General features: G+C 70.9%; 10 protein-coding genes. 7 read left to right on the top strand and 3 right to left on the bottom strand.

Annotation, left to right across the window (positions count from 1 at the left end):
* Positions 1-48: 48 nt before the first annotated feature.
* Positions 49-852: an exodeoxyribonuclease III gene (locus OHT57_RS21505; RefSeq protein WP_328748096.1), complete on the top strand. Its 804-nt coding sequence runs from the start codon at positions 49-51 to the stop codon at positions 850-852.
* Positions 853-858: 6 nt separating this feature from the next.
* Here the strand turns inward: OHT57_RS21505 and OHT57_RS21500 are convergent, their stop codons facing one another.
* Complete coding sequence (locus OHT57_RS21500; RefSeq protein WP_328748095.1) at positions 859-1,503, bottom strand: MerR family transcriptional regulator; 645 nt, start codon at positions 1,501-1,503, stop codon at positions 859-861.
* A 126-nt stretch (positions 1,504-1,629) separates the two neighbouring features.
* Here OHT57_RS21500 and OHT57_RS21495 point away from each other — a divergent pair, with 126 nt between their 5' ends.
* From OHT57_RS21495 to OHT57_RS21480, 4 genes are all read left to right on the top strand, one after another.
* On the top strand, positions 1,630-3,147 hold the full coding sequence (locus OHT57_RS21495; protein WP_328748094.1) for a flavin-containing monooxygenase: 1,518 nt from the start codon (positions 1,630-1,632) through the stop codon (positions 3,145-3,147).
* The gene (locus tag OHT57_RS21490) at positions 3,144-4,061 is read left to right on the top strand and encodes an alpha/beta fold hydrolase (protein ID WP_328748093.1); all 918 of its coding nucleotides are present in this window, start codon (positions 3,144-3,146) and stop codon (positions 4,059-4,061) included. Before OHT57_RS21495 ends, OHT57_RS21490 begins: the two co-directional genes overlap by 4 nt.
* Entirely contained in the window at positions 4,058-4,942 is an 885-nt protein-coding gene (locus OHT57_RS21485) for an SDR family oxidoreductase (protein ID WP_328748092.1), read from the top strand. The genes OHT57_RS21490 and OHT57_RS21485 overlap by 4 nt, the downstream gene beginning before the upstream one ends.
* Before the next feature lie 88 nt (positions 4,943-5,030).
* Entirely contained in the window at positions 5,031-5,225 is a 195-nt protein-coding gene (locus OHT57_RS21480; protein ID WP_328748090.1) for a hypothetical protein, read from the top strand.
* A 167-nt stretch (positions 5,226-5,392) separates the two neighbouring features.
* On the opposite strand, the gene OHT57_RS21475 is transcribed toward OHT57_RS21480, so the two are convergent.
* Entirely contained in the window at positions 5,393-8,659 is a 3,267-nt protein-coding gene (locus OHT57_RS21475; protein ID WP_328748089.1) for a S41 family peptidase, read from the bottom strand.
* 211 nt (positions 8,660-8,870) lie between these two features.
* Here OHT57_RS21475 and OHT57_RS21470 point away from each other — a divergent pair, with 211 nt between their 5' ends.
* Positions 8,871-9,476, top strand: a complete 606-nt coding sequence (locus OHT57_RS21470) for a TetR/AcrR family transcriptional regulator (RefSeq protein WP_328748088.1) — start codon at positions 8,871-8,873, stop codon at positions 9,474-9,476.
* Between the two features lie 123 nt (positions 9,477-9,599).
* A complete protein-coding gene (locus OHT57_RS21465) occupies positions 9,600-11,807 on the top strand; it encodes an MMPL family transporter (protein WP_328748087.1) in 2,208 nt (735 codons plus the stop codon).
* Positions 11,808-11,847: 40 nt separating this feature from the next.
* On the opposite strand, the gene OHT57_RS21460 is transcribed toward OHT57_RS21465, so the two are convergent.
* Positions 11,848-12,489 carry a GNAT family N-acetyltransferase gene (locus OHT57_RS21460; RefSeq protein ID WP_328748086.1) on the bottom strand — a complete coding sequence of 214 codons (642 nt, stop codon included), beginning with the start codon at positions 12,487-12,489 and terminating at the stop codon, positions 11,848-11,850.
* Between the last annotated feature and the right edge of the window lie 70 nt (positions 12,490-12,559).

Raw genomic sequence — 12,559 nt, 5'->3', positions numbered from 1 at the left:
AGCAGGTCCGCAGCAGGGTCCGGCCCCAGGTGCCGGTATCGTTCCCGGGTGCTCACTGTGACCTCCGCCAATGTGAACGGACTGCGCGCCGCCGCGAAGAAGGGCTTCGTGGAATGGCTCGCGGACACCTCCGCCGACGTGCTCTGCCTGCAGGAGGTGCGCGCCGAGCCGCAGCAACTGCCCGAAGGCGTCCGCACCCCCGACGGCTGGCACGTCGTGCACGCGCCCGCCGCGGCCAAGGGCCGCGCCGGCGTCTCCCTCTACACCCGCCGTGAACCCGACCGCGTCCAGGTCGGCTTCAGGTCGGCGGAGTTCGACACCAGCGGGCGCTACGTCGAGGCCGACCTGCCCGGCGTCACCGTCGCCTCCCTCTACCTGCCCTCCGGCGAGGTCGATACCGAGCGGCAGGACGAGAAGGTGCGCTTCATGGACGAGTTCCTGGTGTACCTGAAGGGCCTGCGTGAGCGCGCCGCCGCCGACGGCCGCGAAGTCGTCGTGTGCGGCGACTGGAACATCGCCCACCAGCAGGCCGACCTCAAGAACTGGCGTGCCAACCAGAAGAGCTCCGGGTTCCTGCCGGAGGAGCGGGTGTGGCTGAGCCGGGTGCTCGATCAGGCCGACGGCGGTTACGTCGACGTCGTCCGGTCGCTGCATCCGGACGTGGAGGGGCCGTACTCGTGGTGGTCGTACCGGGGGCGGGCGTTCGACAACGATTCGGGTTGGCGCATCGACTACCAGTTCTCCACGCCCGGCCTCGCCGCCAAGGCGGTCAAGGGGTTCGTGGAGCGCGCGGCCACGCATGCGGAGCGCTGGTCGGACCACGCGCCGGTGACCGTGGTCTACGACCTCTAGGACCCTCTAGGACTGCGGTTTCCGCAACCGCCGGTCCAGTGCCAGTGAGAGTTCCGCCTCCACCACGCTGCGGGCCAGGGGGCGTAGTCGCTGGAGGTCGTCTTCTCCTGCGTGGCGCAGGACCAGTTCGGCGAACATCTCCGCCAGTTCGTCGACGTGTTCGCGGACGCGTTTGCCGGCTGCCAAGACCTCCGCGAGGGGGATGCCCTCGCGGACCAGGCTGGAGGAGACGTCCAGGAGGCGGCGGCTGATGTGGACGATCTCGTCGCCGTCGGTGCCGAGGTAGCCGAGGTCCATCGCGGCGGCGAGGTTCTCGGTGGTGACCTCGCCCTCGAAGCGGGCGGCGAGTTCCTCGGGGGTGAGGCGGACCGGCTCCTCCTCGGTGGGGGCCACCCCCAGGACGTCGGCGACGTCCCGGCCGTGGTCGAGGGCCTCGGCCAGTTCCGCGATCCCGTTCAGGGTGTGGCCGCGGTCCAGGAGGGCGGCGATGGTGCGCAGGCGGGCCAGGTGGTGGTCGTCGTACCAGGCGATACGGCCCTCGCGGCGGGGTGGCGGGATCAGTTTGCGTTCGCGGTAGAAGCGCAGGGTGCGCACTGTGATGCCGGCCAGGCGGGCCAGTTCCTCCATGCGGTACTCGCGCTTGTCCGTCACGCCCGCACCCTATGTCGTACTCCCGGTAACTTCCTCGTCCCCGACCCCTACCCATCGGTACGGAGCTGCTCTACCCTCCCATTGCGCCAGTATTTACTGGCGGAGTCGCGCAGGGAAGGCGTCGGTATGGCCGAACACGAGCATGTGCGGGTGGCGGTGGTCGGGTCCGGGTTCGGTGGGCTGGGGGCCGCCGTACGGCTGCGGCGGGAAGGGGTCACCGACTTCGTCGTCCTGGAGCGGGCCGACAGCGTCGGCGGTACCTGGCGTGACAACAGCTATCCGGGGTGTGCGTGTGATGTGCCGTCCCATCTGTATTCGTTCTCCTTCGCGCCGAACCCGGACTGGCCGCGCACCTTCTCCGGGCAGGAGCACATCCGCGCCTACCTGGAGCAGGTGACCGACGTCTTCCGGCTGCGCCCGCACATCCGCTTCAACTCCGAGGTCAAGCGGATGACTTGGGACGCCGAGAAGCTGCGGTGGGACATCGAGACAGCCAGTGGAGTGCTGTCCGCCGACATCGTCGTGTCCGCCACCGGGCCGCTCTCCGATCCGAAGATCCCGGACATCCCCGGCCTGGACTCCTTCCCGGGCGAGGTCTTCCACTCCGCCCGCTGGGACCACGACTACGACCTGCGCGGCAAGCGGGTCGCGATGGTGGGGACGGGGGCCTCGGCCATCCAGATCGTGCCGGCCGTCCAGCCGCTCGCCCAGAAGGTCACCCTGTTCCAGCGGACCCCGCCCTGGGTGATGCCCCGTATGGACCGGGCGATCAGCGGCGCCGAGCGCTGGCTGCACCGGCAGCTGCCCTTCACCACGCAGGCCCGGCGCGGACTGCTGTGGGGCATCCGGGAGGTGCAGGTCCAGGCGTTCACCAAGCGCCCGGGCGAGCTGGGCGCGGTCGAGCAGCTGGCCAAGCGGAACATGGCCCGCGCCATCAAGGACCCGGCTCTGCGCGCCAAGCTCACTCCCGACTACCGCATCGGCTGCAAGCGGATCCTGCTGAGCAGTACGTACTATCCGGCGCTCGCCCAACCCAACGTGGACGTGGTCGCCGCCGGGCTCAGCCGCGTCGAGGGGTCGACGCTCGTCGCCGCCGACGGTACCGAGGCCGAGGTCGACGCGATCGTCTTCGGTACCGGCTTCCACGTCACCGACATGCCGATCGCCGACCGGGTCGTGGGCGCGGACGGGCGGACGCTCGCCGAGGCCTGGAAGGGCGGGATGGAGGCGCTGCGCGGTGCCTCCGCGGCCGGGTTCCCCAACTGGATGTCCATCATCGGGCCCAACACCGGCCTTGGGAACTCCTCGATGATCCTCATGATCGAGGCCCAGTTGAACTACCTCGCCGACTTCGTACGGCAGCTCGACGTCCTCGGGGGGCGGGTCGCCCTCGACGCGCGCCCGCCGGCCGTGCTGGCCTGGAACGACCGGGTGCAGAAGCGTATGGAGCGCACGGTGTGGAGCACCGGCGGCTGCACCAGCTGGTACCTGGACGCGAACGGCCGCAACAGCACGATCTGGCCCGGTACGACGACCGAGTTCCGGCGCGCGACACGGCGGGTGGACCTCGCCGAGTACGAGGTGCTGCGGCCCTTCGAACCGGCGGGCGCGGTCGCGGACCAGAGCGCGGAGGCCGCCGTATGAGCCGTCTCGCACATGTCGCCTCCGGTCCATACGCCCCGCCCGTCCCGGTGCGTGAACTCACCGTGCTCTCCGCCGACGGCGCCCGCCTGCACGTGGAGGTGCACGGACCCGAGGGCGCGCCCCCGGTCGTCCTCGCCCACGGCTGGACCTGTTCCACCGCGTTCTGGGCCGCGCAGATCCGCGAACTCGCCGTCGACCACCGGGTCGTCGCGTACGACCAGCGCGGCCACGGGCGCAGTCCGGCGAGCCCGGCGTGCACTGCGGACCTGCTCGCCGACGACCTCGAAGCCGTACTGGAGGCGAGCCTCGCGGCGGACGAGAAGGCGGTGATCGCCGGTCACTCCATGGGCGGGATGACCGTCATGGCCGCCGCCGGGCGTCCGGCGTTCCGTGCGCACGCGGCGGCCGTCCTGCTGTGCAGCACCGGTTCGTCGCGGCTGGTCGCCGAGTCGACCGTGGTGCCGATCCGGGCCGGACGGGTGCGTACCTGGCTGACCCGGCACGTCCTCGGGGCGCGGGCGCCGCTCGGGCCGGTCACGCCGCTGGCCCGACGGATCCTCAAGTACGGGACGATGGGCCCCGGTTCGGCCCCGCACATGGTCGAGGCGTGTGCGCGGATCGTGCACGCGTGTCCGCGCAAGGTGCGCCACGCGTGGTCGCAGGTCCTCGATCTGCTCGACCTCGACCACGGGGTACGGCAGCTCACCGTGCCGACGGCTGTCGTCGTCGGTACGGCGGACCGGCTCACCCCGCCCGTGCACGCACACCGGTTGGCCGCCGCGCTGCCGAACTGCCTCGGGGTGACCGAGCTGCCCGGCCTCGGCCACATGACGCCCGTCGAGGCGCCCGAACTGGTCACCGCACGGATCCGGGAACTCGTCACCACCTACGTCCAGGTCAAGGAGGGCGCATGAGCAGGGTCGGACTCGAAGGACAGGTCGCGGTCGTCACCGGAGCGGCGCGGGGGGTCGGAGAGCTGCTCGCCCGGAAGCTGTCCGCGCGCGGGGCGAAGGTCGCGTTGGTAGGGCTGGAGCCGGACGCGCTCAAGCAGCTCTCCGAGCGGCTGCACGGCGACAGTGACCACTGGTACGCCGACGTCACCGACGACGAGGCGATGGCCCGGGTGGCGCGGGAGGTCAAGGAGCGGTTCGGGAAGGTCGACATCGTCGTCGCCAACGCGGGGGTCGCCACCGGAGGACCCTTCGTCGACTCCGACCCGCAGGCGTGGCGGCGGGTGATCGAGGTCAACCTCATCGGATCGGCCGTCACCGCGCGGGCGTTCCTGCCGGTGCTGATGGAGAGCCGCGGCTATCTGCTCCAGATCGCCTCCCTCGCCGCGGTCACCCCGGCGCCGATGATGACCGCGTACTGCGCGTCCAAGGCCGGTGTGGAGGCGTTCGCGCACAGCCTGCGGGCCGAGGTCGGGCACAAGGGCGTGCGGGTCGGGGTCGGTTATCTGTCGTGGACCGACACGGACATGGTGCGCGGGGCGGATCAGGACGACGTCATGCGGGAGCTGCGGCAGCGGCTGCCGTGGCCCGCCAACAAGACGTATCCGCTGGGCCCTGCGGTGGAGCGGATCGTGGCCGGGATCGAGCGGCGGTCGAGCCATGTGTACGGGCAGGGGTGGCTGCGCGGGATGCAGGGGGTGCGCGGGTATCTGCCGGGGCTCATCGGGACGGTCGGGCAGCGCGAGATGCGGCGGTTCGGGGCACGGTTGGAGGGCATGCGGGTGGGGCTCGTCGGTGCAGGTGGGGCGGCCGATGAGGAGGCGCGCGCTACGCACCGTAACTGATCGAAATGCGCGCTCTGTCCTGGCGTGTGAATCTGGTCGAGGCCCCGGCCAGGGGCTCTTCCCCTCACCCCCACGGGAGTGAACCCACATGGGTATGAAGGACCAGTTCCAGGACAAGTCCGAGCAGTGGCAGCAGCAGGCCAAGCAGAAGGCCCAGGAGGGCAAGGAGCAGGCCCAGCGGGGTCGCCGCGGCGAGCAGGACAGTGAGCGCACGCGCGACGAGGAGAGCGAGCGTCTCCAGCGCGAGGAGCAGGAGCGGATGGATCCCGACCGCGACATGTAGTCACGTCACTGCTTGAAGCGTGGGGTGCACTCTCTTTTTCTGGGAGGGCACCCCACGCTTCTGTGTGCCGGGACCGTGTGGCTGGACGGGTTCGTTGTCGGGTGCGGGGCGGTGGGGGCTTGTCGCGCAGTTCCCCGCGCCCCTAAAAACGATCACCATGGCCCCTTTCAAGTCCTCGGCGGCAGCTTCGGTCTCGATCTGTCCGGTACGTCTCGGTAGTCCGGCGGAGTTGCCGGTGGCGTTGTCTCCAGCAGGTCCAGTGCCAGGCGCACCGCGTCGTCCAGTTGGGCGTGCCGGCCCTCCGCCCAGTCCAGCGGGGTGCGGAGGATCTCCAGGTCCGGGGTGACTCCCTGGTTCTCGATGGACCAGCCGTACGCGTCGAACCAGGCCGCGTTCATCGGGACCGTGATCACCGTGCCGTCGCCGAGTTGGTGGCGGCCGGTCATGCCGACCACTCCGCCCCAGGTGCGCTGGCCCACCACCGGTCCGAGCCCGAGGAGTTTGAAGGCCGCCGTGATCATGTCGCCGTCGGAGGAGGTCGCCTCGTCGGCCAACGCGACGACCGGGCCACGGGGGGCGTTCGAGGCGTACGACACGGGCTGGGCGTTTCTCGTCAGGTCCCAGCCGAGGATGGTGCGGGTGAGTTTCTCCACGACCAGTTCGCTGATGTGGCCGCCCGCGTTGCCGCGTACGTCGACGATCAGGGCCGGGCGGGAGACCTCCATCCGCAGGTCCCTGTTGAACTGGGCCCAGCCCGAGCCTCCCATGTCGGGGATGTGCAGATAGCCGCAGCGGCCGCCGCTCAACTCCCGTACGACCGCACGGCGTTTGGCCACCCAGTCCTGGTAGCGCAGGGGGCGTTCGTCGAGGAGGGGGACCACCGCCACCCGGCGGGGCCCGCCCTCGCCCCCGGCCGGTGTGAACGTCAGTTCCACCGTCGTACCGCCCGCCGCCGCGAGCAGGGGGTACGGCCCCGCCGACGCGTCGACCGGCCTGCCGTCCACGTGGGTGAGGACCGCGCCCTCGCGGATGCCCGTGCCGGCGAGCGGGGAGCGCGCCTTGGAGTCCGAGGAGTCACCGGGGAGGATCCGCCGGACCCGCCAACCGCCGTCCCGGAGAACGAAGTTGGCGCCCAGCAGACCCTGGCGGCGCTGGTAGTGGGGTGGGCCCTCGTTGCGGCGGGCGGCGGTGACGTAGGCGTGGGAGGTGCCCAGTTCGCCGAGCACCTCGCGCAGGAGGTCCGCGAACTCGTCGGGGGAGGCGATCCGTTCGACCAGCGGGCGGTACTGGTCGAGTACCGCGTCCCAGTCGATGCCGCACATCCCCGGCTCCCAGAAGTACGCCCGGATCAGCCGCCCCGCCTCCTCGTACGACTGGCGCCACTCGGCGGGCGGGTCGACCTCGTGCAGGATGCGGCGGAGGTCGATCCAGACGGTCGAGTCGCCGTCGCCGGACTCCGTGGCGGGGGTCGCGCGCAGCTCGCCCTCGTCCACCACGACCAGCCTGGAACCGTCGCCGCTGACCGCGAACCAGTCCAGGTGCTCCACGAGTTCGGACTTCTTCGCCTTGCCGATGGCGAAGTGTTCGAGGGTCGGGCGCTCGGAGGTGTCGTCCGGGTTCACGAAGGTCTCGCCGAGCGCGCCCGAGATCGGCCAGCGCAGCCAGACCAGGCCGCCGCCGGCGACCGGGTACAGCGCCGAGTACTTGGAGGCGGGGACCGGGAAGGGGGTCACCCGGCTCTCCAGCCCTTCGATCTCGACCGTCACCGTGCCGCCTTCGCCGCTCTCGCCGCTGTCGTCCTCTACGGGGTCCAGGCCGCCGGCGGCCGGGCGGCCCTCCGGGTTCAGGGCGAAGGGGGAGGGGGTCGCGGAGGACAGCGGGACCAGGTAGGGGCGGCAGCCGAGCGGGAAGGACAGGTCGCCGGTGTGGACGTCGTAGACCGGGTCGAAGCCCCGCCAGGAGAGGAACGCCAGGTAGCGGCCGTCCTTGGTGAAGACGGGGTTCTCGTCCTCGAAGCGGCCGTTGGTGACGTCGACGATCAGCCGGTCCCCTCCTCCCTTCGGGGAAATACGGGCCATCTTGATCTGGCGCAGCGATCGCCCGATGCCCGGGTGCGACCACGTCAGCCAGGAACCGTCAGGGGAGAAGGCCAGGTCCCGGACCGGGCCGTTGACCGAGCGGATGAGCTCGGTGACCCCGCCGTCGGCGCCGTCCGCGCCCGTGGCGCCGCCGGCGGCATCGTGGGACACGGTGATGAGCAGCACGCGTCCGTCGTGCGAGGCGATGGCCAGGCGCTCGCCCCGCGGGTCGGAGACCAGTTCGAGCACCCGGCCCAGGTCGCCCGAGGCGGGTCGCCGTGGTGCGCGGTCACCGGTCGCCCGGGGCAGATAGGCGATCTCGACGGCGTCCTCGCCCTCGGCGTCCGTGACGTACGCGACCTGTCCGCCCGAGCCGAGCATCTCCGGGAGCCGGACCCGTACCCCCGGTGTGTCCGTGATGGTGCGGGCCGGCCCGTCGCGGTGGGTCAGCCAGTACAGGCTGCCGCGTACGACGACGGCGCTCGCGCGGCCCGTCTCGTCCACCGAGATGCCGTCCACGTGCTGGGAGGCCGGCACCTGGTAGGTACGGCGCCCCGCGCGTGGCCCGCTGAGCCGTACGTCGAGTTTGCGCGGCTCGGCGCGGGAGAGGTCGTCGACGATCCAGAGGTCACCGGCGCACTGGTACACCACCCGGGTGCCGTCGCTCGCCGCGTGCCGGGCGTAGAAGGCGTCGTGGTCGGTGTGGCGGCGCAGGTCGGAGCCGTCGTGGGCGCAGGAGTAGAGGTTGCCGACGCCCTCGTGGTCGGAGAGGAAGGCGATCCGGCCGCCGACGAACATGGGGGAGTGGAGGTGGCCGCCGAGGCCCGGGAGCAGGCGTTCGCCGTGCAGCCAGAGGCGGCCCGTGGCGCCGCCCCGATAGCGCTTCCAGGCGGCCGGTTCGTGCGGCGGGGTGCCGGTCAGCAGCAGTGTCCTGCGGTCGGCGACCTGGATGTCCGAGACCGGGCCCCAGGGGAGCTTGCGGCCGGGGGAGCCGTCCGTGGGGACCTTGTAGGCCCAGGTGAAGTAGGAGAAGGGCTCGCCGTGGGAGGCGACGGCGAGGATCTCGCCCTTCGGGGTCCAGCCGGTCACCTGGGTGTCCGTCGAGCCCCAGTAGGTGAGCCGTCGGCCCGGTCCGCCGTCCACGTCCGCCAGGTGGATCTCGGGCACGAGACTGCGCCAGCTCGTGTAGGCGATACGGCGGCCGTCGGGCGAGAAGCGGGGGTGGCCGGTCTTGGTGCGGTCGACGGTCAGGCGCCAGGCGCGGCCCGGGCCGTCGAGGGGGGCCAGCCAGAGGTCGTCCTCGGCGACGAAGCACAGCAGGTCGCCGCTCAGGTGCGGAAGGCGCAGATAGCTCACCTTCCCATGCTTTTCCGGCGGATGGACCGGAGCAACTTGTGAAATACCGGCCGCGGGCGACCCGGGGGTGGCGGGGGGATGGCCGGGCGGTGACTCACAACACGAACGAAACAGTTTCGTTTCGTTGGCGGATGCGCTACATTCGTTGTCGTACGGCGCTGTCGTACGAAACCGTGTCGTTCAAGGGCGCCGAGCGGAAAGGGTGAGTGACATGACCGAGGCGGCAACCGTGCGTCGCAGTCGGATCACCCCCGAGCGCGAGGCCGAACTGTACGGGGCCGTCATCGAACTGCTCCGTGAGGTCGGCTACGACGCCCTCACCATGGACGCCGTCGCGGCCCGCACGCGTTCCAGCAAGGCCACGCTCTACCGCCAGTGGGGCGGCAAGGCCGAGCTCGTGGTGCGAGCGGTGCGGCACACCAAGCCGGGCGGTATGGGCCTCGGCGAGATCGACACCGGGTCGCTCAAGGGCGACCTGCACGCGCTGACCATGCGCTCGGACGACTGCACGATGGAGCAGAACTCCGCGCTCATGCGGGGTCTGGCCATGGCGGTCCACAGCAACCCGGATCTCCTGACGGCGTTCCGCGCGCATCTCATCGAACCCGAGATGGCGGAGTTCCGCCGTATGGTGCAGCGGGCGATGGACCGGGGTGAGGTCCACCCCGACAACCCGGCGGTGGAGTTCATGATGCACATGATGATCGGCGGTTTCGCCGCCCGCACCATGATCGACGAGCTGCCGCCGACGCAGGAATTCCTCCTTTCGTACATCGACGCCGTGGTCCTCCCCGCCCTCGGCGCTTCGACCGTCTGACCTTCCCCGCAAGTCCTCCACCTGACGTACCCGCTCATGTCGTCGGGCCGATCACCCCTGCCACCCACCGGGTTGATCAACCCTGTTCCGAAACACTCACGACCTGACCGGGAGTACGCCTTCGTGGCCACGTTCCTCTACAAACTCGGCCGGCTCGCCTTCCGGCGACGGTACTTCGTCGCCCTCATATGGGTGGCCCTGCTGATGCTCGCGGGCATCGGCGCGTTCACTGCGCCCGCCGCCGGATCCACCTCCTTCTCCATCCCGGGGACCGAGGCCCAGAAGGCCTTCGACCTGCTGGAACAGCGCTTCCCAGGAGCCAGCGCGGACGGCGCCACCGGACGCATGGTCTTCAAGGCGCCCGAGGGCGAGAAGATGACGGACGCCGCCAACAAGGCGACCGTCGCCAAGACCGTCAGGGAACTGGGCGACGGCTCCGAGGTCGTCTCCGTCACCGACCCCTTCACCACCAACGCGGTGAGCCGGGACGGCAGGGTCGCCTACGCGTCGGTGCGCTACGACGCCCCCACCATGGAACTCAAGGACGCCACCCGGGACGCCCTGGAGAAGTCGGCCGACGAGGCCCGGGACACGGGACTGACCGTCGACGTCGGCGGTGACGTGCTCCAGGCCGAGCCGGAGGCGGGAGGGATCGGTGAGGCCATCGGTCTCGCCCTCGCCGCGGTCGTCCTGGTCATCACCCTGGGCTCGCTGGTCGCGGCCGGGCTGCCGCTGCTGACGGCGATCATCGGCGTCGCGATCGGCGTCTCCACCATCGCCGCCCTCGCCAACGCGCTCGACCTCGGTGACAACACCTCCACGCTCGCGGGGATGATCGGCCTCGCGGTCGGCATCGACTACGCGCTGTTCATCGTCTCCCGCTACCGCGGCGAGCTGGCCGACGGCCGGGACCGGGAGGAGGCGGTCGGCCGGGCCACCGGCACCGCCGGCTCCGCGGTGGTCTTCGCCGGCCTCACCGTCGTGATCGCGCTGGCCGGACTCTCGGTCGTCGGCGTGCCGATGCTGACCAATATGGGCCTCGCCGCGGCGGGCACGGTCGTGATCGCCGTCCTCATCGCGCTGACCATGATCCCGGCGCTGCTCGGGTACGCGGGCCGCAAGATCCGCCCGGCGGGAGAGAAGCGCAAGAAGCCCCTCGACAAGGAGGCTTCGGAGCCTTCCAAGCCCAACCTGGGCGTCCGCTGGGCGAGCTTCGTCATCCGCCGTCCGGTCGCCGTGCTGCTGCTCGGCGTGGTCGGCCTCGGCGCGGTCGCCCTGCCGGTCAGCCAGTTGGAACTGGGCCTGCCCGACGACGGTTCGCAGCCGACGTCCACGACCCAGCGCCGCGCCTACGACCTGCTCTCGGACGGATTCGGCCCAGGCTTCAACGGCCCCCTGATGATCGTGGTCGACGCGAAGAACAGCGACGACCCCAAGGCCGCGGCCACCTCGGTGGCCGACGGGATCAAGGGCCTCAAGGACGTCGTCACGGTCACCCCGGCGACCTTCAACAAGGCGGGCGACACCGCGACCATCACGGTCATCCCCGACTCCAAGCCTTCCTCGGTGCAGACCGAGGACCTGGTGCACGCCATCCGTGACGACATCGCGTCCAAGGCGGACGCGGACGTCCTGGTCACCGGCACCACCGCGATGAACATCGACTTCTCGCAGAAGCTCACGGACGCCCTGATCCCGTACCTGGCCCTGGTCGTCGGCCTCGCCTTCCTCCTCCTGATCGTGGTGTTCCGCTCGATCCTGGTCCCGCTGAAGGCGGCCCTCGGCTTCCTGCTGTCCGTGCTCGCCGCGCTCGGCGCCGTCGTCGCGGTCTTCCAGTGGGGCTGGCTCGGCGGCCTGCTCGGCGTCGAGGAGACCGGCCCGATCATGTCGATGATGCCGATCTTCATGGTGGGCGTGGTCTTCGGCCTCGCGATGGACTACGAGGTGTTCCTCGTGACCCGCATGCGCGAGGCGTACGTCCACGGCGAGTCCCCGAGCGAGGCCATCGTGACCGGGTTCCGGCACAGCGCCCGGGTCGTGGTCGCCGCCGCGGTCATCATGATGGCCGTCTTCGGAGGCTTCATCAGCTCCGGCGAGTCGATGATCAAGATGATCGGCTTCGGCCTCGCGATCGCCGTCTTCTTCGACGCGTTCGTCGTCCGCATGGCGATCGTCCCGGCCGTGCTGGCGCTGCTCGGCCACCGCGCCTGGTGGCTGCCGAAGTGGCTGGACCGCGCGCTGCCCGCCGTCGACGTCGAGGGCGAGAGCCTGCGCGCCCCGGCCGAGAAGAACACGGATCCGGACGAGGAGCGGGAACTGGTCCGCGTCTGACACCTCTGGTGTGAGAGAAGCCGGCCGGTGGGGGGTGCCCTCACCGGCCGGCTTCTGCCGTGCCGCGCCCGAGATACGTGACGGTCCCGGCGTCCGGTACGGCGATCTCGTGGAAGCCGAGACGGTCGTAGAAGGCGCGGGCGGGTATGTTGGCGCTCACCATCGAGAGGTGGACAGCGGCCACGCCCCGCTCGTGCAGCGCGCGCAGGAAGGTCTCCATGAGCGCCCGGCCGTACCCGCGCCCCTGCCACTCCGGGAGCAGATCGATGTGCAGGTGGGCGGGATACGCGGCGACTTCGGAGACGAGCATCCGCTCCGGGCGGTGCAGCAGCGCGACGATCTCCTCGTCCGGGGTGCGCGGCTCGCCGCCGGGCTCCGGATAGCGGCCGGCCACGAGCGGAAGCCATTTCGCGCGGTAGTCCTCGACGAACCGGGACGTGTCGGCGGTACCGAGGACGTACCCGACGGCCCGTCCCTCCCCGTCGTCGAGGACGAAGGCCAGCCCCGGTTCGAGATGGGCGTACGGCGCCGCGAAGGCCGCGGTGAAGACGCTCGGGTCGGCGTAGTGCGGCCGGCTGTCCCGGCCCACGTGCGCGGTGCGGACGCAGATGTCGCCGAGGGCTTCGCGGTCCCCGGGGCGGTAGGGGCGTACGGCGGGAGACGGGGTGGGGGGTGAGGTCACGGCAGCATCCTGCACGACGGAGGAGGGCGGCGGAACGCTCCGGGCGCCAGGCGTGCCGACACCGCGTCCG

Origin of the sequence: Streptomyces sp. NBC_00285 (genome assembly GCF_036174265.1) — a bacterium.
Classification (GTDB): domain Bacteria; phylum Actinomycetota; class Actinomycetes; order Streptomycetales; family Streptomycetaceae; genus Streptomyces.
This window is presented reverse-complemented; position numbering and strand designations above follow the sequence as displayed.